This window comes from Tepidiphilus thermophilus (assembly GCF_001418245.1).
Classification (GTDB): domain Bacteria; phylum Pseudomonadota; class Gammaproteobacteria; order Burkholderiales; family Rhodocyclaceae; genus Tepidiphilus; species Tepidiphilus succinatimandens.
Map to the genome: position 1 here is coordinate 36,887 of NZ_LIPU01000008.1, position 21,951 is coordinate 58,837.

Below are 21,951 nucleotides of genomic sequence, written 5' to 3' on the forward strand. Positions count from 1 at the left end.
TGTTCCGGGATCATACTTGCGTCTGGGTCTTGGCGTAGCGGGCGAGCCGTTCGCGGATCGCCGGCCGGTCGAGCTTGCCGTTGGGGTTGCGCGGCAGGGGCTGATCGGACAGGAGGAAGACCTGCGGCATCTGGTAGGGCGGCAGGTGCTGGCGGCAATGGCGGCGCAGGGCTTCCAGGTCGAAGGGTTCGACCGCCGGCTGCAGCGCCACGGCGATGATCTGGCCGAGCCGCTCGTCTTCCAGCCCGCAGGCGCAGCACTCGCGCACGAGCCCGGAGGCGATGAGCGCTTCTTCGATCTCGGTGGGGCTGACGCGATAGCCGGAGGTCTTGATCATCTCGTCGCGCCGCCCTGCGAAATAGAGATACCCTTCTTCGTCGAGCCAGCCGTAGTCGCCGGAGTAGACCGCCCACTCGCGCGCCGGCACTGGCGACGGACGCGGATCGACGGCAGGGGGTAGCGGCCGGAACCGTTCGGCGGTGCGCTCGGGGTCGTTCCAGTAGCCCTGCGCCACCAGGGGACCGCTCTGCACGATCTCGCCGACTTCGCGCGGGGCGCAGGGGGTGCCGTCCTCGCGCAGTACGAACACTTCGGCGTTGGGAATGGCGCGGCCGATCGAGTCGGGTCGGCGGTCGATTTCTTCCGGCGGCAGGTAGGTGGCGCGGAAGGCCTCGGTGAGGCCGTACATCAGATAGGGTTTGGCTTGGGGCGCGAGGGCGCGCAGGCGCTCGAGCACGCGTCGCGGCAGTTTTCCGCCGGTATTGGCGAAATAGCGCAGGTGGGCGGCGACAGGAGCCGGCCAGTCGAGCTCGGCGAGCGCCACCCACAGCGGCGGCACGGCGGTGAGCCCGGTGACGCGCTCGCGCTCCATGGTGCGCAGCACGTCGACGGGCAGCAGGTAGTTGAGCAGCACCACCCGCGCTCCGGCGCAGAAGGCCGTGGTGAGCTGGGAAAAGCCCGCGTCGAACGAGAGCGGCAGCGCCGCGAGCAGCACGTCTTCGGGGGAATTTTCCAGATAGCTCGCCACCGATTGGGCTCCGGCGACGAGGTTGCGGTGCGACAGCACCACGCCCTTGGGGCGCCCCGTGCTGCCGGAAGTGTAGAGGATGGCGGCGACGTCGTTCTCGGTGGCGGGCGGCGCGGCGAAGGCACCGGCCTGCGCCAGGCATTCGCGCCAGGAATGGGCCTCGGGCGGTACGCCCTGGCCCGGTTCATCCACGGCGAGCACCCCCGGCGCCACGCCTTCGGGCCAGGGCAGCAGGGTGCGCAGGCGCGTGGGGGCGGAGACGAGGCAGCGCGCGCCGCTGTCGCGCAGCAGGTAGTGCACCTGCTCGGCCTTGAGGAGGGGGTTGATCGGCACGAAGATGGCGCCGGCGGCGGCTGCGCCGAAACAGGCGATGACCGTCTCGGGCCGTTTGTCGAGCCAGACCGCGACGCGATCGCCGCGGCGGATGCCCAGCGCCTGCAGCGCCGCGGCGCAGCGTTCGATCTCCCGCGCGAGCCGGGCGTAGGTGAGGTGCTCGCTGCCAGAGGTGAGCGCCCGGGCATCAGGGCGCCGTTCAGCGTGGTAGCGCGGCAGATGCCACAGCAGGAACGGTGGATGCATGGCGGAGCGACCTCCCTTTATAATGATCGTTTCGCCGCCCGTGGGCGGCGTTGCTGGAATGAAGGGGAACGAGGTTGGACATCGAAACGAGGATCCTCGAAATCTTGGGCGAGGCGCTCGAATTGCCACCGCAGCGTCTGGTCGAACTCGGCCGCGACAGCGCTCTTTTGGGAGCCATTCCCGAGCTCGATTCCATGGGCGTGCTCGCCGTGATCCATCTGCTCGAAGAGCGTTTCGGGTTCATCATAGGCGACGAGGAGATCGACGGCACCACCTTCGCCACGCTCGGCACGCTCGCCGACTTCGTGGCGGAGAAGCTCGGCGGCTGAGCCGCCGCCATCCTCCACCTACTCGGCCCGGATCATCGTGCCGACCCCATGGTCGGTGAGGATCTCGACGAGCAGCGCGTGCTCGACGCGCCCGTCGATGATGTGCACCGAGCGCACGCCGTTCCTGGCCGCTTCCAGCGCGGAGGCGATCTTGGGCAGCATCCCGCCCGAGAGCGTGCCGTCGGCCACCAATTCGTCGATTTCGCGTGGCGTGAGCCCTGTGAGGAGCTTGCCGTTCTTGTCGAGCACGCCGGGGGTATTGGTCATGAGGATGAGTTTTTCGGCGCGCAGCACCTCGGCGAGTTTGCCCGCCACCAGGTCGGCGTTGATGTTGTAGGTCTGCCCTTCCTCATCGACGCCGATCGGGGCGATCACGGGGATGAAGTCGCCGCGATCGAGGAACTGGATGATCGAAGGGTCGATATGGCTCACCTCGCCCACCTGGCCGATGTCGATGAGCGCTTCGCCGTCGTCGCGCTGGCGCAGGCGCATGCGGCGGGCGCGGATGAAGCCGCCGGCGTCCTTGCCGGTGAGACCGACCGCCTTGCCGCCGTGCCGGTTGATGAGGTTGACGATCTCCTTGTTCACCTGGCCGCCGAGCACCATCTCGACCACGTCCATGGTCTCGGCGTCGGTGACTCGCATCCCCTGGATGAATTCCCCTTTCTTGCCGATGCGTTCGAGCAGGCGCTCGATCTGCGGCCCGCCGCCGTGCACCACCACCGGGTTCATGCCGACGAGCTTCAAGAGCACCACGTCGCGCGCGAAGCTGTCTTTGAGGCGCTCGTCGGTCATGGCGTTGCCACCGTACTTGATGACGAGCGTCTTGTCGAAGAACTGGCGGATGTAGGGCAGCGCCTCGGCGAGCACGTCGGCTTTCTGCGCGGCGGTGAGCGGTTCTCGGGTCATCGCGTCGTCCTTGGGTTTGGCGGAATCAGGCGTTCTTGGCCGGTTTTTCCGGTTCGATGCGCAGGCGGATGTGCAGCTCGCGCAGCTGTTTCTCATCGACCGGGCTGGGGGCATGGGTGAGCAGGCACTGGGCGCGCTGCGTTTTCGGGAAGGCGATCACGTCGCGGATCGATTCGGCGCGCGCCATCATCGCCACGATCCGATCGAGCCCGAAGGCGAGGCCGCCGTGGGGCGGAGCGCCGTACTTGAGCGCGTCGAGCAGGAAGCCGAACTTGGCGCGCGCCTCCTCCTCGCCGATGCCGAGCACGGCAAAGACGCGTCGCTGCACCTCCTCGCGGTGGATGCGCACCGAACCGCCGCCGATCTCCCAGCCGTTGAGCGCCAGGTCGTAGGCCTTGGCGCGCACGCTGCCCGGGTCGGATTCCAGTCGCTCGAGGTCTTCGTCCTTGGGTGAGGTGAAGGGGTGGTGTAGCGCCGTCCAGCGCTTTTCTTCCTCGTCGTATTCGAACATGGGAAAATCGGTGATCCACACCGGCGCCCAGTCGGCCCCCGTGAGGAAGCCTTTCTCGTGCCCGATCTTGGTGCGCAGCGCCCCCAGCGCATCGTAGACCACTTTGGGCTTGTCGGCGCCGAAAAAGATGAGATCGCCGCTTTGCGCGCCGGTGCGCTCGAGGATGGCGCGCAGGGCCTGTTCGTGCAGGTTCTTGACGATGGGGGATTGCAAGCCGGTTTCGTCGGGGCGACTCGCGTCGTTTACCTTGATGTAGGCAAGCCCCTTGGCACCGTAGATGCCGACGAATTTGGTGTACTCGTCGATCTCGCCTCGGGTGAGCTGCGCCCCGCCGGGGATGCGCAGCGCCATCACCAGACCGCCGGAATTGGCCGGGCCGGAGAAGACCTTGAAAGCGACGTCGCGCACGGCGTCGGTGACGTCGGTGAGCTCCAGCTTCACGCGCAGGTCGGGTTTGTCCGAACCGAAACGCGCCATCGCCTCGGCATAGCTCAGGCGCGGGAAAGGATCGGGCAGCCGCACGCCAAGCGCCTCGGCGAAGACCTCGCGGATCATGGCTTCGGCGAGTGCCGTGATCTGCGCTTCCGTCATGAAGGAAGTCTCGATATCGACCTGGGTGAATTCGGGCTGACGGTCGGCGCGCAGGTCTTCGTCGCGGAAGCACTTGGTGATCTGGTAGTAGCGGTCGAACCCCGAGACCATGAGCATCTGTTTGAAGAGCTGGGGCGATTGCGGCAGGGCGTAGAAGTGGCCCGGATGCACGCGCGAAGGCACGAGGTAGTCACGCGCCCCCTCGGGGGTGCTGCGCGTGAGCATGGGCGTTTCGATGTCGACGAAACCGTGCGCGTCGAGGAAACGACGGAAGGCGCGCGCGGTGCGGTAGCGCAGCAGGAGGTTTGCCTGCATCGCCGGGCGACGCAGGTCGATGACGCGGTGCGTCAGGCGCACCGTCTCCGAAAGGTTGGTCTCGTCGAGCTGAAAAGGCAGGGGCGCGGCGGCGTTGAGCACTTCCAGCTCGCGGCACAGCACCTCGATCTCGCCGGTGGGCAGATTCGGGTTCTCGGTGCCGGCGGGACGGCGGCGCACCGTGCCGGTGACACGCACGACGTATTCGTTGCGCAGGGATTCGGCGGTGCGGAACGTCTCGGGGGAGTCGGGATCGCAGACGATCTGCACCAGCCCTTCGCGGTCGCGCAGGTCGAGGAAGATGACGCCGCCGTGATCGCGTCGGCGATGGACCCAGCCGCAGAGAGTGACGGTCTGATCGAGGTGTTCGGTATTGATTTGTCCGCAGTAGTGGGTGCGCATGGACGATCCGTTTCGTTCGAAGGGTGAAATGGTCATGTCCCCGCGTCGGGGGAATGAATCGAGGGCGGCATCGCCGTCGGCGTGATGGTGCCCAGAGAGATCACGTACTTGAGCGCTTCGTCGATGCCGAGCTCGAGCGGGATGATCTCGCTCTCGGGCACCAAGAGAAGGAAACCAGAAGTGGGGTTGGGGGTGGTCGGTACATAGACGGCGATCATGGGTTCGGCGACGCCGGTGCCGCCGACCACCGCTGCCGGAGGCTCTCCGGTGACGAAGGCCACCGTCCAGGCCCCGCGGCGGGGATATTCGACGAGCACGGCGGTGCGAAAGGCCTGGCCACCTTCGGAGAAGAGCGTTTCCGAAACTTGCTTGACGCTCGAATAGAGGCTCTTGACGATGGGGATGCGCCGGATGAGCGCCTCCCATAGCTCGATGAGGCGCTGCCCGAGCACGTTGGCAGCGACGATGCCAGTGGCGAAGACCAGACTTACCGCGGCCACGACGCCGAGCCCCGGGATGCGGTAGCCCAGCAGCGTCTCGGGCCGCCAACGCTCGGGCAGCCAGTCGATGAGGGCATCGAGCGTGCCGACGATCCAGGCGAGGACGGCGAAGGTGACGACGATGGGCAGCCAGACGAGCAGACCCGTCACGAAGTAGCGGCGCATCGTCGTCCTCGTTCCTTTCGCCCGTCAGGCTCAGTGGCAGCCGCAGGCGCCGCCGCAGCAGCCCCCACCGGCCGTGGCGGCGGTTTTTTCGCCACCTTCGCTGGAGGAGGATGTGCTCGATGAGCCGCCCCCCTTGAAGTCGGTGGCGTACCAGCCGCTGCCTTTCAGCTGGAAGCCGGCGGCGGAGACGAGTTTGGCGTAGTGAGTGCTGCCGCAATCGGGGCAGCGGGTGATTGGCGCATCGCTGAGTTTCTGCAGGTGCTCGTGTTGGGCGCCGCAATCGGCGCAGCGGTATTCATAGATGGGCATCGCCGAGTCTCCTTGGTTGGAACGACGTGGAACCGATGCAGACAAACGAGGAAGTCTACCGCAAAATGGGGGCGCCGAGCCACCAGTGCAAGATCTCGTGCCCCCACAGGAGCGCCACGGCACCGCCGGCGGCGAGAAAAGGGCCGAAAGGCAGAGGCTCTCCTTCCTTCAGACGCCCCAGCGCCTTGAGCGAGACCCCGATCGCGGCGCCGGCAAGCGAGGAGAGCAGCAGCACGAGGGGAAGCGCCGTCCAGCCGAGCCAGGCGCCGATGGCGGCGAGCAGCTTGAAGTCGCCGTAGCCCATGCCTTCCTTGCCGGTGAGGAGTTTGAAGAGCCAATAGATGCTCCACAGGACCAGATAACCGGCCACCGCCCCCAGTACGGCATCGGGCAAGGGAACGAATGTGCCGTGCAGATTGACCAGCAGCCCCGCCCACAGCAAGGGCAGCGTGAGCGCATCGGGCAGCAGCCGCGTGTCGAGATCGATGAAGGCGAGTGCGATCGCGCACCAGAGAAAACCGGCGGCAGCGAGCGCCTGCCAGGTTGGGCCGAAACACCAGACGGCGGCCGCCGCCGCGAGCGCCCCGAGGAGCTCCACCAGCGGATAGCGCCAGCCGATGGGGGCGCGGCAGTGGCGGCAGCGCCCGCGCAGCACGATCCAGCTCACGAGCGGAACGTTCTCCCAGGCGGAGATGGCGTGCCCGCAGTGCGGGCAGTGCGAAGCCGGTCGTGCGAGGTCGTAACGCGGCTGCGCCTCGACTGGCAGGCCCAGGAGCTCGCGCGCCTGCGCCTGCCAGTCGCGCTCCAGCATGCGCGGCAGGCGGTGGATCACCACGTTGAGGAAACTGCCCACCATCGCACCGACGAGCAGCGCCGCGAGGAGCTGCACGCCGAGCGGCAGCCCGGCCACGGCGCTCATATGGTCTGGGCCATCTTGAAGATGGGCAGATACATGGCCACGACGATGCCGCCGATGACGACGCCGAGAAAGACCATGATGATCGGTTCGAGCAGCTGGGAGAGCGAAGCGACCGCCTCGTCGACCTCCCGCTCGTAATATTCGGCCACCTTGCTGAGCATGGCGTCGAGCTGGCCCGATTCCTCGCCGATGGAGACCATCTGCGTGACCATCGCCGGGAAGACCCCGCTGTCGGTCATGGCCACGGTGAGCGAGATGCCGGAGGTGACCGCCTGGGTGATCTTTTCGGTGGCCTCGCGATAGACGATGTTGCCGGCGGCATCGCCCACCGACACGAGCGCTTCGTTGAGCGGCACGCCCGCGGCGAACATGGTGGCCAGCGTCCGCGTCCAGCGTGCGATGGTGGCCTTGCGGATGATGTCCCCGATCACGGGGATGCGCAGGATCATGCGGTCGAGCAGGGCACGGAAGGCGGGAGATCGTCGGTGCAGCATCCCGAAACCGACCACGAGCAGGATCACCGCCACCAGCATGTAATACCAGTTGGCGACGAAGAACTCCGATAGGTCGATGACGATCTGTGTCGGGGCGGGAAGATCGGCACCGAAACTGGTGAAGATGTCCTTGAACTGCGGAATGACGAAAATCATCATCACGGCGATGACGAGCATCGCCACCACCACGACGGCCGTGGGATAGAAGAGGGCCGATTTGATCTTGCCTTTGATCGCCAGGATCTTTTCCTGATAGGAGGCCAGGCGCTCGAGCAGATCGTCGAGGATGCCGGCCTGTTCGCCGGCGGCCACCAGCGAGACGAAGAGGCGGTCGAAATACATGGGGTACTTGGCGAAGGCGGCCGCGAGGCTCGAACCGGCGGCGATGTCTTCGCGGATGAGATTCAATAGCCGCGTCAAGGCCGGGTTGGTCGAGCCCTTGATGGCGATGTCGAAGGATTGCAGCAGCGGCACGCCCGCCTTCATCATGGTGGAGAGCTGCCGGGTGAAGAGGACCAGATCCTTCTCGCCGACGCGACCGCGCCGTTGCTTGATTTTCGTGATCTTGGTGACGACCACTCCTTGGCGGCGCAGCGCCGTGCGGGCCGAGGCTTCGCTCGGGGCGCGAATCTCCCCGCGGGCCGGTTTGTTCTGGGCATCTTTACCCTCCCAGCTGAACAGCAGCTCTTTGGGTTTGGCGGTCGTAGTTGCCATGGGAAACCTCTCGCAACAGGGTCAATCGTTGGTGGCGGCAAGCACTTCGGTGAGCGAGGTGATGCCGTGCTTGACTTTGAGCAGCCCCGCCTGACGCAGGCTGCGCACTCCTTGGCGCCGGGCTTGGGCTTCGATCTCCATGGCCGAGGCATTGGCCATGATGAGGCGCTGGATTTCCTCGCTGATGGGCATCACCTCGTAGATGCCCGTGCGTCCCTTGTAGCCGGAACCGCGGCATTTCTCGCAGCCGACCGGGCCGTAGGGCTGCCAGCTCCCGTCGAGCTCCTCTTCGCTGAAACCGGCTGAAACGAGTGCTTCCACCGGGACGTCGATCGGTTTCTTGCAAGTGCACAGGCGCCGCACCAGCCTTTGCGCCGTGATGAGGATCACCGAGGAGGCGATGTTGAAAGGGGCGATGCCGATGTTGCGCAGCCGCTCGACCGTGCTCGGGGCGTCGTTGGTGTGCAGGGTGGAAAGGAGCAGGTGGCCGGTCTGGGCGGCCTTCACACCGATGTCGGCGGTCTCCAGGTCGCGGATCTCGCCCACCATGATGATGTCCGGGTCCTGGCGCAGGAAGGCGCGCAGCGCCGCGGCAAAGGTCAGCCCCACTTTGTCGTTGATGTTGACCTGGTTGATGCCGGGCAGGTTGATCTCCACCGGGTCTTCGGCGGTGGAGATGTTGACTTCGGGCTTGTTGAGCAGGTTGAGGCAGGTGTAGAGCGAGACGGTCTTGCCCGAGCCGGTGGGGCCAGTGACGAGGATCATGCCGTAGGGACGCTCGATCGCTTCCAGCAGCGCCGCCTTCTGATCGGGCTCGTAGCCGAGAGCGTCGATGCCGAGCATCGCCTGGCTCGAATCGAGGATGCGCAGCACGATCTTCTCGCCCCACAGGGTGGGCAGGGTCGAGACGCGGAAATCGATCGCCTTGTTCTTGCTCAGCACCAGTTTGGTGCGCCCGTCCTGGGGAACGCGCTTCTCCGAGATGTCGAGTTTGGAGATGATCTTGAGGCGCGCCGCGATTTTTTCCTTGAGCGCGAGCGGCGGGCGGGCGATCTCGCGCAACACGCCGTCTTGGCGTACGCGGATGCGGTAGAACTTCTCGTAGGGCTCGAAATGGATGTCGGAGGCGCCTTCGTTGATCGCGTCGATGAGGATCTTCTGGATGAAACGCACGACGGGGGCATCTTCGACATCGACCTCGCCTTCGTCTGCCTGGGGCGTGACTTCGCTCAAGGAAACGGCTTCCAGGAGTCCGTCGCCGTCTTGGACGAGGGTGGAGAGGGCGTTGTTGAGTGATTCGTAGAGCTTGTCGCAGAAACGGGCGAGCGCGAGGGCAGGGGCGACGACGAGTTCGATCGTCTGGCCGGTCTGGAATCGGATCTCGTCGTAGACGCGCACGAGCGTGGGGTCGGCCACGGCGATCACCGTTTTGCCCTTGCGCTGTGACAGGGCGACGACCTGATAGCGGTTGGCGATCTGCGGATCGATCAGCTTCTTCGGCAGGGCGCCGGGGTCGACGGCAGCAATGTCGAGTACGGGCAGCCCAAACGTCTCTGCGGCGAACTGGGCGACCTTGCGCTCATCGAGCAGGCCCGACTTGATGAGGGTGAGCAGCAGACCATTGGGGCCGGCCTCTTCCTTGGCATGGGCCTGCTCGACGGTCTTCTCGTCGATCCAGCCCTTCTGGATCAACGCCCGCACCAAACCCGTCGTCTCGATCATCGTCCTTCCTCGCTTGAGCGTTCGCCGGAGCTGCTTTCGGATGTATCCGCTTCCCCGGCCGTTGGCGCATAGAGGCGTACCGAGCGGATACGCCGATCATGACATTGTAAAACGTCCATGCGGACGTCGCCAATACGCAGCGACACTTCCGATTCGGGGATCTCCTGGAGATATTCGAGGATCAGGCCGTTGAGGGTGCGGGGGCCGTCGGTGGGCAGATCCAGCCCGAGCGCCCGGTTGAGCTCGCGCACCGGCGTGGCGCCATCGACGATCACCGTACCGTCTTCCTGCCATTGCAGCACCGTATCGCTGCCGGGGCGGCTGGTGGTGAATTTGCCGACCATCTCCTCGATGATGTCGTCGAGCGTTACCAGACCCTGCAACTCGCCGTATTCATCGACCACCAGAGCCAGCCGCTGGTGATGTTCCTGGAAGAACTGCAGCTGCGTCATGGCGTTGGTCTCTTCCGGCACGAAGTAGGGCGGCGAGAGGCTGCGGCGGATGGCCTCACGGGAGAATCCTGAGGTGAGCGTCTCGGCGAGCAGCTGGCGCACGTGCAAAATGCCGAGCACCTCGTCGGGATTGCCTTCGATCACCGGTAGGCGCGTGTGGTAGGCGGTGGCCAGTTGCGCGCGCAGCGTCTCCTCGTCGTCGGTGAGATCGAGAAATTCGATCGCCTGTCGCGGGATCATCACGTCGGCCACCGTGATGCGCTCGAGATCGAAGAGCTTGAGCAGGACGTCGCGGTGTTTCTCCGAGCGCAGCACGCGCGACTCGAGCACGAGGCTGCGCAGTTCCTCGAGGCTCGGCGCCTGCGGCGTGGCCCGTCGCGGCAGGCGCAGCAGCCACAGTAGTCCCTTGACGAAGAGATTGACGAAATCCACCACCGGGCCCACGAGGCGCAAGATGGCGGTGAGCGGATAGGCGATGTAGGGGGCGAGCAGGTCGGCGTAGCGCGCGCCGATCACCTTGGGGGTGATCTCGGAGAAGACGAGGATGAGGAAGGTGAGCACGAAGCTGCCCACGGCGAGCATCGTCTCGTTCTGGCCGAAGAGCTCGATGGTGATGACGGAAGCGAGCGTGGCCGCACCGACGTTGACGGCATTGTTGACGAGCAGGATCACGCTCAGCATCCGCTCGGGGTGGGCGGTGAGCGCCGCGGCGAGCTGCGCGCCGCGCTCGCCGTTGTCCGCGCGGGCTTTCAGGCGGTAGCGGTTGGCTGCCATCATCACCGTCTCGCTCATGGAAGCAAAGCCGGAGGTAAGGAGCAGCACGGCCAATCCGATCCATTGCCACAGCAGGTCGGCGAGCATGGAGTCGTCCATCGGCGTCATCGACGGTGCAGGAGGTATTCCAGAACGAAATGGGTGCCGAGGTAGGCGAGCGCCAAGGTGACGAAACCGGCCCAGGTCCAGCGCAGGGCCACGCGCCCGCGCCAACCCCAGGCGTGTCGCCCCAAGAGTAGCACGCCGAAGATCGCCCAGGCGAGCAGGGTGAAGATGGTTTTATGGTCGGGGCGCAGCGGCTGGCCGAAGAGCGCTTCGGAAAAAACGACGCCGGTGAGCACCGTGACCGTGAGCAGGGCGAAGGCTACGCCGATCACGCGAAAGAGCAGCGTCTCCATCACGAGCAGCGGCGGCATCCGCCCGAGCCAGGCCGCGGGTTCGCGCCGGTGCAGGGCACGTTCGAGCACCGACATCAGCACCGCGTGCAGCGCGGCGAGCGTGAACAGCGCATAGGAGAGCAGCGCCACGACCAGGTGCAGGCGCAACCATGGGTTGTCGGCGGCGATCGTGGCACCGGGAAGGGGCAGCCAGGGCACGAGCAGGCACACCAGGGCGGCAATCGGCGTGAGCACGGTGTAGAGCCAGCCGATGGGGGCGTAGAAAGATTCGATCCAGAAGAAGAGGGCGGCGAGCCACACCGTGAGCGAGAGTGCCGGCGCGAACCCGAGCCGCAGTCCTTGGTCCGACAGCAGCAGGGCGGCCGCGCCCCAGCCGTGCGCGAGGATGGCGGCGGTGAGCAGCGCCCGGTCGAGTGGGCGCGGGCAGCGGCCTCCTTCTTCCGGTTGGCGGCGGCAGCGCCGCCCTACGGCGATCGCCCCGAGGCCGTACAAGAGGAAGGCCAGCAGATGGGGTAGAATCGAATCCATGATCCTAGTTTACTCGAAGAATGCCGAGGTTTTGTGCCCATGCTCGACAACCTGACGCAAAGACTGTCCAAAGTCGTCAAGACGCTGCGCGGCCAGGCGCGGCTCACGGAGGAGAACATCCAGGAGGCCCTGCGCGAGGTGCGCATGGCGCTGCTGGAAGCCGACGTGGCCCTGCCGGTGGTCAAGGACTTCATCGCCCGCGTGAAGGAAAAGGCCGTCGGGCAGGAGGTGATCGGTTCGCTCACGCCGGGTCAGGCGCTCATCGGCGTGGTGCACGACGAGCTCGTGGCGCTCATGGGCGGCCAGGGCGAGGGGCTCAAGCTCGAGGCGCGCCCGCCGGTGGTCGTCCTCATGGCGGGGCTGCAGGGGGCGGGGAAGACCACCACCGTGGGCAAGCTCGCCAAATGGCTCAAGGAAGAGAAAAAGAAGAAAGTGCTGGTGGTCTCCACCGACGTCTACCGGCCGGCGGCGATCGAGCAGCTGCGCACGGTGGCCGAGCAGGCCGGGGTCGATTTCTTCCCCTCCTTGCCCGAGCAGCAGCCCGAGGCGATCGCGCGCGCGGCCAAGGATTGGGCCGAGCGGCATTTCCACGACGTGCTGCTGGTGGATACCGCTGGGCGCCTGGCGATCGACCAGGCGATGATGGAGGAGATCAAGGCGCTGCACGCGGCCTTGAATCCGACCGAGACGCTCTTCGTGGTCGACGCCATGCTGGGGCAGGACGCAGTCAATACCGCGCGCGCCTTCAACGAGGCGCTGCCACTCACCGGTGTGGTGCTCACCAAGCTCGACGGCGATGCGCGCGGCGGGGCGGCGCTGTCGGTGCGCGCCGTCACCGGCAAGCCGATCAAGTTTGCCGGCGTGGGTGAGAAGCTCTCGGGCCTCGAACCCTTCTATCCCGATCGCATGGCGAGCCGCATCCTCGGCATGGGCGACATCCTCGGCCTGGTGGAAGAGGCGCGGCGCAGCGTCGACGAACAGAAAGCCAAGGAGCTCGCGCAGAAGCTGCGCACCGGCAAGGGGTTCGATCTCAATGATTTCCGCGAGCAGATCGTGCAGATGCGCAAGATGGGCGGCATCGGGGCTTTGCTCGACAAGCTGCCGGCGCAATTCGCCCAGGCGGCCGGGCAGCTGCAGGGCGGCATGGAAGAGAAGGCGATCCGCCGCATCCAGGGCATCATCGACGCCATGACGCCGCAGGAGCGGGCCAACCCCGACATCATCAAGGCGAGCCGCAAGCGGCGCATCGCCGCCGGCGCAGGTGTGACGGTGCAGGAGGTCAATCGCCTGCTCAAGCAGTTCGACCAGACACAGCGCGTGATGAAACAGTTCTCCAAGGGCGGAATGGGCAAGGTGATGCGCGGACTGCGCGGCGTGATGCCGCGGCTGCACTGAGGAACGATGGATCTCATCCGCATCGCGCTTTTGCGCTCGCTCGCCACCCTGGGGCGGGGCAAGATCCTGTGGGAGATGTTCTGGCCGCTGCTCGCGGCGGGCTTGGTCTGGATCGCGGCGCTTGCGCTTGCCTGGGAGCCGCTCACGGCGTGGCTGGCGGGCTGGTTCGACGCCTCGCCGGACGGGGCGCAGGCGGGAATGCTGGCGATGGCCGGATTCTTCGCCCTCAAGGTGCTGCTGGTGCTGGGCGTGCTGCCGCTCATGTACGTCACCCTGCTCGTAATCGTGGGCATCTGGGTGATGCCGCGCGTCGTCGCCTTGGTCGGTCGCGAGGAATACGCCGATCTGGAATTGCGCCATGGCGGGAATTTTGCCCGTAGTCTGTGGAACACTCTCAGCGCCTCGGGCCTCTTCCTGGTCGGGTTTCTCGTGAGCATGATTTTCTGGTGGATTCCCGGTGCGGCGCTGGTCCTGCCTTGGCTCTTGACGGCCTGGCTCAACAAGCGCACCTTTAGCTATGATTGCCTGATGGAGCACGCCGACGCCGAAGAGCTGCGGGCGCTGGAGGCGCGCGAAGGGGGAACCTTCTTCTGGCTCGGGGCGATCGGTGCGGCACTTGCCTATGTGCCGCTACTCAATCTCTTCGCGCCGGCGCTCACGGGGCTGCTCTTCGTGCATGCCGGGCTGGAGGCGCTGCGGCGGCTGCGGCTCGAGCGCGGTGCCTGGATCGTGGAGATGGACTTGCCCAAGGGGAAAAGATGAGCGCATTCGGGGCCTACATCATCGGCGACGAGATTCTCTCGGGCCGTCGCGAGGACAAACACTTCGCCAAGCTGCGCGAGCTGCTGCACGCGCGGGGGCTGCGCCTTTCCTGGGTGCACTATCTCGGCGACGAGCCGCAGCGGCTCACCGAGGCGTTTCGCCGCAGCCTTGCGAGCGAAGACATCGTCTTCAGTTTCGGCGGCATCGGTGCCACGCCGGACGATCATACGCGGCAGTGTGTGGCGCACGCCCTGGGCGTGCCGCTCGAGCTGCATCCCGAGGCCGAGGCGCTGATCCGCGCGCGCTTTGGCGAGCGCACCACGCCGCAGCGTCTGGAGATGGGGCGCTTTCCCCGCGGCGCGCGCATCATCCCCAACCCCTACAACCAGATCCCGGGTTTTTCCGTTGCCGATCACCACTTCGTGCCGGGTTTTCCGGTGATGGCCTGGCCGATGGTCGAATGGGTGCTCGACACCCAATACGCGCACCTCTTTCATCGCGAGGACTACGTCGAGGATTCCGTCTACGTGTGGGACGCGCATGAGGGGGATCTGGTCGATCTGATGCAGGCGCTCACCGTGCGCTATCCTGAAGGCACGCTCTTTTCGCTGCCGTCGGTGCCCGAAGAAACGGGAGGGCGGCGCCGGCTCGAGCTCGGTTTCAAGGGTCCCAGAGCGGTGGTCGAGGCGGCGATGCGCGACATCGTCGCCGCGCTCGAAGCCCGAGGTTTGTCGTGGGAGCGCCCTCGGAGTTGATTCCCTAACCAGAAGAAGGAGAGACGCCATGCCCCGTATCCTGCATACCATGATCCGCGTCGGCAATCTCGACCGTTCGATCGAGTTCTATACCAAGGTGCTCGGCATGCGGCTGCTGCGCCGCGAAGAGTACCCCGAGGGGAAATTCACCCTGGCCTTCGTCGGCTATCAGGACGAGAGCGAGGGGGCGGTGATCGAGCTCACCTACAACTGGGGAGTCGATCATTATGAAATGGGCAACGCGTTCGGGCACATCGCCATTGCCGTGCCCGACGCCAAGGCGGCCTGCGACGAGATCCGCGCCCGCGGCGGGAAGGTGGTGCGCGACGCCGGGCCGATGAAGCATGGCACCACCGTGATCGCCTTCGTCGAGGATCCGGACGGCTACAAGATCGAGCTCATCGAACGGCCTTGAGCCGGCATCCCAAGGCCGGGATCGTCAGAGATGGCTTTGTGTCCAGCGCACGATCTCGGCCGTGCCCACGGCGCCGGAGTGCCGCGCGACTTCCCGTCCCTGGTGAAAGAGGATCATCGTCGGAATACTGCGGATGCCATAACGCGCAGCCGTTTCCTGGGCCTCGTCGGTGTTGAGCTTGGCGAGCAGCACGCGCGGGGCGAGCTGGCTGGCGGCATGGGCAAAGGCCGGAGCCATCATGCGGCAGGGACCGCACCAGGGGGCCCAGAAATCGACCAGCACGGGAAGGTCGTTCTTCGTCAGATAGGCGTCGAAGCGCGCTTCGTCGAGCTCGACGGGGTGGCCGGGAAAGAGCGGTTGGTGGCATTTGCCGCAGTTGGGCCCTTGGTGCAGACGGTCGGTGGGGACGCGATTGACGGCGAAGCAGTGCGGGCAGACGACGTGCACGGTGTCGTTCATGGGGAGTGCTCCACAAGGAAATCCGATGAAACTATGGGGGCAAAGAGAGCGATGGTCAAGAGGGCGTGCGCCGCATCTACCCGGAGTGCCCGGAGGAACGGAACGATGTCGCTGAAGTCCTGCGTTTTGGCCGTTCTGGCTGGGATGGCGCTACCGCTGACGGTTTGGGCGCAGCCGCGCGCGGAGCTGACGATCGGCATGTACCGGATCGTGGCCGAGGTGGCGGCCGACGAGCCCTCGCGCGAACGCGGCCTGATGTTTCGCCAGCACCTGGGGGCGAACGAGGGGATGGTGTTCGTCTTCCCTGCGGCGGGGCGTCAGTGCATGTGGATGAAAAATACCCCCATCGCGTTGTCGGTGGCCTTTCTCGACGAAGCAGGGCGCATCCTCAACGTGGAGGAGATGGCACCGCGCACCTTGGATTCGCACTGCGCTGCAGCGCCGGCGCGCTACGCGCTGGAGATGCCTGGCGGGTGGTTCCGCGAGCGCGGCATCGGTCCCGGTACGCGCATCGAAGGGCTCGAGGCGCTGAAATGATTCGTTGGTGCCAGGGAGGGGAGTCGAACCCCCAAGCCTCGCGGCGGCGGATTTTAAGTCCGCTGTGTTTACCGATTTCACCACCCTGGCCCGCGAGCCCGACGATTGTAGCGGAAAATCTCGGCCGGTGTAGAATCGGTTCCATACTGCATAGTGTGGTTTTTTCATGATCGACGAACAGCAGGTCGAGGAATTGCGGGCGCAGATGGCGCGCGTCGTGATCCGGGATGATCCCGCCTGGATGGCCGAAGAAGCGCGCCCCTTGCTCGCTTCCATCGACGAGACGCTGCAGCAGGCAGGGGATTTGGCCTTTCCCCTGCCTTCCGACCTCGTGGTGGCGCTGCAGCGCGTGCTCTCCACGGCCATGGACCGCCTGGAAAACGGGGTGGAGGAGGCGCGCCGCAACCCGCGGGTGGCGAACATCTTCGCCGCGTTCGCGCTGCGCACCTATCTGCTCGCGCTGGTGAGCCGCGTCGGTTTGCCCGCCGGTTTCTGGCGTACCTTGACGGGGCTCTGCCTCTCCCTTCTGCATGAAGGAAATGCGGCCATCCGGGGCGAGCTCGCCTGGCTGCTCGCGCTCGCGGCGGCCGATCCCCGCTTCATGGACGCGCGCGAGCTGCTGTGGGCCTTGCGCTGGGTGCAGTCGAACGATCCGGTCATCGTCTTGCATCGCCCCGGTGAGGCAGAAGAGGACGGCTTCGTGATGTCACTGCAGCTCGACGAGCCGCCCGAGCCGAAGGCATGGTTTTTCAAGCGCGCGGATAGCCCCGAGCCGAGCCTCTCCTTCTCGCTCGAGGAGCTCGCCAAGCGGGCGGAAGAGGAGATCCGGCAGCTCGACGGCATAGACTGGACGATGCGCCGCCGCGTGGAAGGCGGAGTGACGGCCGACGGCCGGGTGGCGCTGCTGCGCGAGTTGCTCGATCGCTGGCGCTACGGCTGGCAGCAGCGTCTGCCGCGCAAACCGTTCGACGCGATGGCCGAACTGCTGGTCGGCTGGGAAGATGTGCTGCGGCAGCGCATGGGTTTGCCAACCCACATCCGGCCCGTGCGCGTGACCGACGTGAGCATCAGTGGCTATGAACTGCGCTGGACCGATCGTGAGCAGGCCCTGTTCTTCCCCGGCCAGGTGGTGGCGATCCGCGCCGGCGGTGATCTGCGTTGGATCCTGGCGCTGGTGCGCTGGCTCAGGCAGCATCCCCACGGGCTGCAGATGGGGATCCAGGCGGTGGGGTTCGAGCCGGAAGTGGTGGCGCTCAGCCACGGGAAACCCGCTCCTCCGGGCTTTCCTGCCCAGATGGCCCTGGCGGTGCGCAAGACGCCGCCGCTGCGGGTGCAGCCGGCCTTGATCTGCCCCACGGGGACGATTGCCGGCTCGCGGCTGGCGATGGCGAGCGAGCCGGCGGTGGGGCAGTGGCTTCTGAGCCAGGTGCGTTTCATCCGCTTCGAGGCGCAGACGCGCTGCGTCGAGGTGCTTCAGTACGAGGTCGATCCGTTTCCGGAAGATTGAGCCGGCAGCCGGGCGAGCGTGGCGCCGAAGACGGCGCCTGCGAGAATGACGGCCCACAGGACGTAAATCCACACGAGAAAGATGGGAATGGCGGCAAAGGCGCCATAGACGAGATCATAGGTGGCGAAACGGGAGATGAAGGCGGTGAATCCGCGCTGTACCAGCAGGAAGGCGAGGGTGGCGAGAAAGGCGGCGGTGCCGGCGTGGCGGGAACGCACGGGGTGGCGCGGCACGAGCTGGTAGAGTGCCCAGAGGAAGGCCCAGATCAACACGAAAGAGACGAGCGGCGTGGCAAGCGCCCCGAGCCCAGCCATGCGCAGCGATTCGCGCGCGAGCCGGGTCGTGAGATAGACTCCGGAGCCGAAGAGAAGGGGCCCGGCGGTGAGGACGAACCAGTAGGTGACCAGCCGTGCTGCGATCGGACGCGGGCGGCGCAGGCGCCAGATGCGGTCGAAGGCCGATTCGATGGTCGCGAGCAGCAGCAGCGCCGTGACGATGAGCATCAGCGTGCCGATCACCGAAAGCCGGGCGGCGTTGTCGACGAATTCGCGGGTGTAGAACGTCACCAGTTTGGCGGCGGCTTCGGGCAGCAGGTTGGCGCTGAGGAAGTCGCGCAGCGCGAGACCGATTTCCTCGAAAGCGGGGAAGTTGCGAAAGACGAGCACCGTGATGGTGAGTAGCGGCACGAGCGCGAGCAGCGTGGTATAGGTGAGCGCGGCCGCCACCATCAGGCAGTCGGCGCGGCGCAGCCCCAGGACGAAGCGCCGGGCGAACCGTGCGACTTGGCGGGGCGAGGGCAGGGAGAGGGACGGTATCGGCACATCCGCTCCGGCGGACTGAAAAAGAGGACGGAATGGACGGCCATTGTAGGGGAAAAACCCGATGCTGGGCGCGAGCGGCCTTTGTGCTCGCCTTGGCGCTGGCGCTGTGGTGCGTGCTGTGGGAAGGGTGGCTCGCGCCGCTGCGCCCCGGTGGCTCCTGGCTCACGCTCAAGGCGCTGCCGATCGCTGCCGCCTTGCCGGGATTGTGGCGCGGCCGGCGCTACACGGCGCAGTGGGCCTCGCTCGTGACGATTTTCTACGTCGCCGAGGGCGTGCTGCGCTGGGGCGATTCGCAGGGGGTGGGGTTCTTCGCCAAAGGGGAGACGTTCCTTGCCTTGGCACTCTTCGCGGCGCTGCTCGTCTTCGCCCGCCGCGCGGGGCGGCAGGGAGAAGACGGGGCAGCGTAAGGCTCACAGCTGCGGGTTGATGCGCACGGCGTCGTGGCTCAGCTTGTTGAGGGCGTTGAGGTAGGCCTTGATGGAGGCGACGATGATGTCGGTGTCGGCTCCCAGGCCATTGACGATACGTCCGCCCTTGCTCAGCCGCACCGTGACTTCGCCCTGGGCGTCGGTCCCTTGCGTGATGGCATTGACCGAATAGAGGACCAGCTCGGCGCCGCTGTGCACCAGGGCTTCGATCGCCTTGAAGGCGGCGTCCACCGGCCCGGAGCCGTCGGATTCGATGACGTATTCCTTGCCGTCGATCGCGAGCGTGAGCTTGGCGTGCGGCGCTTCGCCCGTCTCGGAGTGGATCACGGCCGAGACGAGCCGGATGCGCTCTGCTTCGTTGGGCGCCGGTTCTTCGGCCATGAGGGCGAAGAGGTCTTCGTCGAAGATCTCGTGCTTCTTGTCGGCGAGCTCCTTGAAGCGGGCGAAGGCCTGGTTGAGCTGCTCTTCCGATCCGATCTCGATACCCAGTTCTTCCAGGCGGGCGCGGAAGGCGCGGCGGCCGGAGTGTTTGCCGAGTACGATCTTGTTGGCCGTCCAGCCCACGTCTTCGGCGCGCATGATCTCGTAGGTCTCACGGTGCTTGAGCACGCCGTCCTGGTGGATGCCCGATTCGTGCGCGAAGGCGTTCGCCCCGACGATGGCCTTGTTCGGCTGCACCGGAAACCCGGTGATGGTGGACACGAGCTTGGAGGTGGGCACGATCTGCGTGGTGTCGATGCGCGTGTCGCAGGGGAAGGCGTCCTGGCGCGTGCGTACTGCCATGACGATCTCTTCGAGCGCGGCGTTGCCGGCGCGCTCGCCCAGGCCGTTGATGGTGCACTCCACCTGACGCGCTCCGGCGAGCACCGCCGCGAGCGAGTTCGCCACCGCCAGCCCCAGGTCGTTGTGGCAGTGCACCGACCAGATCACCTTGTCGGAGTTGGGCACGCGCTCGATGAGGCGGCGGATTTTCTCGGCATATTCGTGCGGCAGGGTGTAGCCGACGGTGTCGGGGACGTTGAGGGTGGTGGCGCCGGCTTCGATCACTGCCTCGAAGATGCGGCACAGGAAGTCGAGTTCGGAGCGGCCGGCGTCTTCGGCCGAGAATTCGACGTCGTCGGTGAATCGTCGGGCCAAACGGACCGCCTCGACCGCCTGCGCGACGACCTCGTCGGGCGTCATGCGCAGCTTTTTCTCCATGTGGATGGGGCTGGTGGCGATGAAGGTGTGGATGCGCTGGCGCTTGGCCGGGCGGATGGCCTCGGCGGCGCGCTCGATGTCGGCCGCGTTGGCGCGGGCAAGCGAGCAGACGGTGGATTCCTTGATCGCTTCGGCCACAGCCCGTACCGCTTCGAAGTCGCCGGGGGAGGCAGCAGCGAAACCGGCTTCGATGACGTCGACGCGCATGCGCTCGAGCTGGCGGGCGATGCGCAACTTTTCTTCCTTGGTCATGGAGGCACCGGGGCTTTGTTCGCCATCGCGCAAGGTGGTGTCGAAAATGATCAATGGGTCTTTCATCATGTGGCTCCTGAGATAAAAGGACGAAATCCGGCCTTTGCCGCGACCGGCGGGTCGGGGCAGAGAAGGCAAACGGCAGGGGAGAGGGGAGTGTGTATTTAGCGCGCGAGGCGCAGCAGCGGGCCCAGCAGCAGGCCGGCCGTGAGAAGGAAGGAGCGAAGGAGGTCGCTTGGCATCTTCATGGAGCAAAATCTACACGGAAATTCGCATCGAAGCAAGCGTTTTTGCCATCGAAAAAAGCTATGGCTGGGGCGAGGCGTCGGCGCTGTGGCGCCGTTTGTGGCGCCAGCGCCAGAAAGCGAGCACGTAGCCAGAGAGCGCATAGCCAAGAAAGAGCAGGAAGAGCAGCCCGGGGTAGATCGACACGAGGGCGAAAGCGAGCACCACGCTTGCGGCGGCAACGAAGGGAAAGGAGCGGCGCAGGTCGATGCTCTTGCCGCTCCAGTAGAGGATGTTGGTGACCATGCTGATGCCGGCAAAGGCCGTGAGGAGAGCGGCGGGCCAGCGCAGTTCGGCTCCGGTCCAGCCCAGATCGTGCGCCACCCAGGCGAAGCCGGCTACGAGGGCGGCGGCGGCCGGGCTGGGCAGGCCCTGAAAGTAGCGCTTGTCGATCACGCCGAGGTTGGTGTTGAAGCGCGCCAGGCGCAGCGCGGCGCCGGCGCAGTACAGGAAGGCGACGATCCAGCCGATCTTGCCCAGCGGCTGCAGCGCCCAGGTGTAGCTCAGCACGGCGGGGGCGACGCCGAAAGAGACCATGTCGGCCAGCGAATCGTATTGCGCGCCGAACTCGCTCTGGGTGTGGGTGAGGCGCGCGATGCGCCCGTCGAGCCCGTCGAGCACGATGGCGGCGAAGATCGCTACCGCCGCCGTCTGGAACTGCCCGTCGAGCGCCTGCACCACGGCATAGAAACCGGCAAAGAGCGCCGCCGTGGTGAAGAGGTTGGGCAGAAGGTAGATGCCGCGGCGCTTGGGCGGCGTGGTGTATTCGTGTTCTTCGCTCATCGGGCGGCCTCGCGTTCTGCCGCCGGAAATTCGGCGAGGATCGTGCTCGTCGCCTTGACTTTTTCCCCGAAGACGACTCGCGGGCGGCTGTCCGGCGGCAGGTAGAGGTCGACGCGCGAGCCGAAGCGGATGAAGCCGTAGCGCTGGCCGCGAGTGAGCCGATCGCCCGGTTCGACGTAACAGAGGATGCGGCGTGCCACGAGCCCGGCCACCTGCACGCAGCTGAGCTCGTGCCCGGTGTCGCTGCGCAGGTGCAGCGCATTGCGCTCGTTTTCACTGGACGCTTTGTCGAGCGCCGCGTTGAGGAACTTGCCGGGGTGGTACCAGCGCGCGAGCACCGTGCCGTCGACCGGACTACGGTTGGAATGCACGTTGAACACGTTCATGAAGACGCTGATCTTGAGCGCGTCGCAGTCGCGCCAGGGGTCGTGCGCCGGCTCGATGGCCACGATGCGCCCGTCGGCCGGCGAGAGCACCGCCAGCGGCTCGGTGGGGATGGGGCGCGGCGGGTCGCGGAAGAACTGCAGCACGAAGAGCGCGAGCAGCCACAGGGGCCAGGCCCAGCACAGGCCGGCCATGACCTGGACGGCGAGGGCGAGTAGGACCGCTCCGGCAATGAAGGGCCAGCCCTCGCGGGCGATGAGGGGGTGGGGATAAGGGTGGGAGGTCATCGTTGCTCTCTGAAGGTTTCGTCCTATTTTACCGGAACGGTCG

Annotated in this window: 23 protein-coding genes and 1 tRNA gene; 8 read left to right on the forward strand and 16 right to left on the reverse strand. The window is 66.1% G+C overall.

The window, feature by feature from the left end:
* Positions 1-10: 10 nt before the first annotated feature.
* A complete protein-coding gene (locus tag ASC37_RS07595; RefSeq protein WP_055423801.1) occupies positions 11-1,606 on the reverse strand; it encodes an acyl-CoA ligase (AMP-forming), exosortase A system-associated in 1,596 nt (531 codons plus the stop codon).
* Positions 1,607-1,680: 74 nt separating this feature from the next.
* Here ASC37_RS07595 and ASC37_RS07600 point away from each other — a divergent pair, with 74 nt between their 5' ends.
* Positions 1,681-1,935, forward strand: a complete 255-nt coding sequence (locus ASC37_RS07600) for an acyl carrier protein (protein WP_055423802.1) — start codon at positions 1,681-1,683, stop codon at positions 1,933-1,935.
* Positions 1,936-1,953: 18 nt separating this feature from the next.
* Here ASC37_RS07600 and argB read toward each other — a convergent pair whose 3' ends face one another.
* The 9 genes from argB to ASC37_RS07645 are packed head-to-tail and all read right to left on the reverse strand — an operon-like array spanning position 1,954 to position 11,638.
* Positions 1,954-2,844, reverse strand: coding sequence for an acetylglutamate kinase (gene argB / locus ASC37_RS07605; protein ID WP_055423803.1), 891 nt, complete (start codon positions 2,842-2,844; stop codon positions 1,954-1,956).
* A 25-nt stretch (positions 2,845-2,869) separates the two neighbouring features.
* Positions 2,870-4,663, reverse strand: coding sequence for an aspartate--tRNA ligase (gene aspS, locus ASC37_RS07610; protein ID WP_055423804.1), 1,794 nt, complete (start codon positions 4,661-4,663; stop codon positions 2,870-2,872).
* Positions 4,664-4,695: 32 nt separating this feature from the next.
* Positions 4,696-5,328, reverse strand: coding sequence for a DUF502 domain-containing protein (locus ASC37_RS07615; protein WP_055423805.1), 633 nt, complete (start codon positions 5,326-5,328; stop codon positions 4,696-4,698).
* 30 nt (positions 5,329-5,358) lie between these two features.
* The gene (locus ASC37_RS07620) at positions 5,359-5,637 is read right to left on the reverse strand and encodes an FmdB family zinc ribbon protein (RefSeq protein WP_055423806.1); all 279 of its coding nucleotides are present in this window, start codon (positions 5,635-5,637) and stop codon (positions 5,359-5,361) included.
* Between the two features lie 55 nt (positions 5,638-5,692).
* Complete coding sequence (locus ASC37_RS07625; RefSeq protein WP_055423807.1) at positions 5,693-6,556, reverse strand: prepilin peptidase; 864 nt, start codon at positions 6,554-6,556, stop codon at positions 5,693-5,695.
* The gene (locus ASC37_RS07630) at positions 6,553-7,764 is read right to left on the reverse strand and encodes a type II secretion system F family protein (RefSeq protein WP_055423808.1); all 1,212 of its coding nucleotides are present in this window, start codon (positions 7,762-7,764) and stop codon (positions 6,553-6,555) included. Before ASC37_RS07630 ends, ASC37_RS07625 begins: the two co-directional genes overlap by 4 nt.
* Positions 7,765-7,785: 21 nt before the next feature.
* Positions 7,786-9,486: a type IV-A pilus assembly ATPase PilB gene (gene pilB / locus ASC37_RS07635; protein WP_055423809.1), complete on the reverse strand. Its 1,701-nt coding sequence runs from the start codon at positions 9,484-9,486 to the stop codon at positions 7,786-7,788.
* Positions 9,483-10,811 carry an HlyC/CorC family transporter gene (locus ASC37_RS07640; protein ID WP_055423810.1) on the reverse strand — a complete coding sequence of 443 codons (1,329 nt, stop codon included), beginning with the start codon at positions 10,809-10,811 and terminating at the stop codon, positions 9,483-9,485. Before ASC37_RS07640 ends, pilB begins: the two co-directional genes overlap by 4 nt.
* A gap of 5 nt (positions 10,812-10,816) precedes the next feature.
* Positions 10,817-11,638, reverse strand: coding sequence for a cytochrome C assembly family protein (locus ASC37_RS07645; protein WP_072247951.1), 822 nt, complete (start codon positions 11,636-11,638; stop codon positions 10,817-10,819).
* 39 nt (positions 11,639-11,677) lie between these two features.
* Between ASC37_RS07645 and ffh the strand changes: the two genes are divergently transcribed.
* Genes ffh through gloA form a run of 4 tightly spaced genes read left to right on the forward strand, consistent with a single transcriptional unit; the run spans position 11,678 to position 14,965 of the window.
* Complete coding sequence (gene ffh / locus ASC37_RS07650; RefSeq protein ID WP_055423811.1) at positions 11,678-13,033, forward strand: signal recognition particle protein; 1,356 nt, start codon at positions 11,678-11,680, stop codon at positions 13,031-13,033.
* 6 nt (positions 13,034-13,039) lie between these two features.
* Positions 13,040-13,795 (forward strand): EI24 domain-containing protein, encoded by a 756-nt coding sequence (locus tag ASC37_RS07655; RefSeq protein WP_055423812.1) that lies wholly within the window; start codon positions 13,040-13,042, stop codon positions 13,793-13,795.
* Entirely contained in the window at positions 13,792-14,550 is a 759-nt protein-coding gene (locus ASC37_RS07660) for a competence/damage-inducible protein A (RefSeq protein WP_055423813.1), read from the forward strand. Before ASC37_RS07655 ends, ASC37_RS07660 begins: the two co-directional genes overlap by 4 nt.
* A 28-nt stretch (positions 14,551-14,578) precedes the next feature.
* The gene (gene gloA / locus ASC37_RS07665; protein WP_055423814.1) at positions 14,579-14,965 is read left to right on the forward strand and encodes a lactoylglutathione lyase; all 387 of its coding nucleotides are present in this window, start codon (positions 14,579-14,581) and stop codon (positions 14,963-14,965) included.
* Between the two features lie 24 nt (positions 14,966-14,989).
* On the opposite strand, the gene trxC is transcribed toward gloA, so the two are convergent.
* Positions 14,990-15,424 (reverse strand): thioredoxin TrxC, encoded by a 435-nt coding sequence (trxC, locus tag ASC37_RS07670; RefSeq protein WP_055423815.1) that lies wholly within the window; start codon positions 15,422-15,424, stop codon positions 14,990-14,992.
* Between the two features lie 105 nt (positions 15,425-15,529).
* On the opposite strand from trxC, the gene ASC37_RS07675 reads away from it, so the two are divergent.
* Entirely contained in the window at positions 15,530-15,961 is a 432-nt protein-coding gene (locus tag ASC37_RS07675) for a DUF192 domain-containing protein (protein ID WP_055423816.1), read from the forward strand.
* Positions 15,962-15,966: 5 nt separating this feature from the next.
* Here ASC37_RS07675 and ASC37_RS07680 read toward each other — a convergent pair.
* A tRNA-Leu gene (locus ASC37_RS07680) sits at positions 15,967-16,051 on the reverse strand.
* A 76-nt stretch (positions 16,052-16,127) separates the two neighbouring features.
* Between ASC37_RS07680 and ASC37_RS07685 the strand changes: the two genes are divergently transcribed.
* Positions 16,128-17,468 carry a hypothetical protein gene (locus ASC37_RS07685; protein WP_055423817.1) on the forward strand — a complete coding sequence of 447 codons (1,341 nt, stop codon included), beginning with the start codon at positions 16,128-16,130 and terminating at the stop codon, positions 17,466-17,468.
* Here ASC37_RS07685 and ASC37_RS07690 read toward each other — a convergent pair.
* A complete protein-coding gene (locus tag ASC37_RS07690) occupies positions 17,435-18,289 on the reverse strand; it encodes a YihY family inner membrane protein (protein ID WP_055423818.1) in 855 nt (284 codons plus the stop codon). The genes ASC37_RS07685 and ASC37_RS07690 overlap by 34 nt on opposite strands.
* An 83-nt stretch (positions 18,290-18,372) precedes the next feature.
* Between ASC37_RS07690 and ASC37_RS07695 the strand changes: the two genes are divergently transcribed.
* Positions 18,373-18,696, forward strand: a complete 324-nt coding sequence (locus tag ASC37_RS07695) for a DUF2069 domain-containing protein (protein WP_198289051.1) — start codon at positions 18,373-18,375, stop codon at positions 18,694-18,696.
* A gap of 3 nt (positions 18,697-18,699) precedes the next feature.
* Here the strand turns inward: ASC37_RS07695 and ASC37_RS07700 are convergent, their stop codons facing one another.
* The 3 genes from ASC37_RS07700 to ASC37_RS07710 all read right to left on the reverse strand — a co-directional run bounded on the left by ASC37_RS07700 (position 18,700) and on the right by ASC37_RS07710 (position 21,908).
* Positions 18,700-20,235, reverse strand: coding sequence for a 2-isopropylmalate synthase (locus ASC37_RS07700; RefSeq protein ID WP_055423820.1), 1,536 nt, complete (start codon positions 20,233-20,235; stop codon positions 18,700-18,702).
* A gap of 240 nt (positions 20,236-20,475) precedes the next feature.
* A complete protein-coding gene (gene pssA, locus ASC37_RS07705) occupies positions 20,476-21,237 on the reverse strand; it encodes a CDP-diacylglycerol--serine O-phosphatidyltransferase (RefSeq protein WP_055423821.1) in 762 nt (253 codons plus the stop codon).
* Positions 21,234-21,908, reverse strand: coding sequence for a phosphatidylserine decarboxylase (locus ASC37_RS07710; RefSeq protein ID WP_055423822.1), 675 nt, complete (start codon positions 21,906-21,908; stop codon positions 21,234-21,236). Before ASC37_RS07710 ends, pssA begins: the two co-directional genes overlap by 4 nt.
* Between the last annotated feature and the right edge of the window lie 43 nt (positions 21,909-21,951).

Excerpts from the sequence above, each read along its gene's own strand:
- ASC37_RS07645 (WP_072247951.1), bottom strand. The coding sequence starts at position 11,638 with ATGGATTCGATTCTACCCCATCTGCTGGCCTTCCTCTTGTACGGCCTC.
- ASC37_RS07630 (WP_055423808.1), bottom strand. The coding sequence starts at position 7,764 with ATGGCAACTACGACCGCCAAACCCAAAGAGCTGCTGTTCAGCTGGGAG.
- ASC37_RS07625 (WP_055423807.1), bottom strand. The coding sequence starts at position 6,556 with ATGAGCGCCGTGGCCGGGCTGCCGCTCGGCGTGCAGCTCCTCGCGGCG.
- ASC37_RS07615 (WP_055423805.1), bottom strand. The coding sequence starts at position 5,328 with ATGCGCCGCTACTTCGTGACGGGTCTGCTCGTCTGGCTGCCCATCGTC.
- ASC37_RS07640 (WP_055423810.1), bottom strand. The coding sequence starts at position 10,811 with ATGGACGACTCCATGCTCGCCGACCTGCTGTGGCAATGGATCGGATTG.
- trxC (WP_055423815.1), bottom strand. The coding sequence starts at position 15,424 with ATGAACGACACCGTGCACGTCGTCTGCCCGCACTGCTTCGCCGTCAAT.
- argB (WP_055423803.1), bottom strand. The coding sequence starts at position 2,844 with ATGACCCGAGAACCGCTCACCGCCGCGCAGAAAGCCGACGTGCTCGCC.
- pilB (WP_055423809.1), bottom strand. The coding sequence starts at position 9,486 with ATGATCGAGACGACGGGTTTGGTGCGGGCGTTGATCCAGAAGGGCTGG.
- ASC37_RS07675 (WP_055423816.1), top strand. The coding sequence starts at position 15,530 with ATGTCGCTGAAGTCCTGCGTTTTGGCCGTTCTGGCTGGGATGGCGCTA.
- ASC37_RS07710 (WP_055423822.1), bottom strand. The coding sequence starts at position 21,908 with ATGACCTCCCACCCTTATCCCCACCCCCTCATCGCCCGCGAGGGCTGG.
- ffh (WP_055423811.1), top strand. The coding sequence starts at position 11,678 with ATGCTCGACAACCTGACGCAAAGACTGTCCAAAGTCGTCAAGACGCTG.
- ASC37_RS07685 (WP_055423817.1), top strand. The coding sequence starts at position 16,128 with ATGATCGACGAACAGCAGGTCGAGGAATTGCGGGCGCAGATGGCGCGC.
- aspS (WP_055423804.1), bottom strand. The coding sequence starts at position 4,663 with ATGCGCACCCACTACTGCGGACAAATCAATACCGAACACCTCGATCAG.
- ASC37_RS07655 (WP_055423812.1), top strand. The coding sequence starts at position 13,040 with ATGGATCTCATCCGCATCGCGCTTTTGCGCTCGCTCGCCACCCTGGGG.
- ASC37_RS07660 (WP_055423813.1), top strand. The coding sequence starts at position 13,792 with ATGAGCGCATTCGGGGCCTACATCATCGGCGACGAGATTCTCTCGGGC.
- pssA (WP_055423821.1), bottom strand. The coding sequence starts at position 21,237 with ATGAGCGAAGAACACGAATACACCACGCCGCCCAAGCGCCGCGGCATC.
- ASC37_RS07620 (WP_055423806.1), bottom strand. The coding sequence starts at position 5,637 with ATGCCCATCTATGAATACCGCTGCGCCGATTGCGGCGCCCAACACGAG.
- ASC37_RS07595 (WP_055423801.1), bottom strand. The coding sequence starts at position 1,606 with ATGCATCCACCGTTCCTGCTGTGGCATCTGCCGCGCTACCACGCTGAA.
- ASC37_RS07700 (WP_055423820.1), bottom strand. The coding sequence starts at position 20,235 with ATGAAAGACCCATTGATCATTTTCGACACCACCTTGCGCGATGGCGAA.
- gloA (WP_055423814.1), top strand. The coding sequence starts at position 14,579 with ATGCCCCGTATCCTGCATACCATGATCCGCGTCGGCAATCTCGACCGT.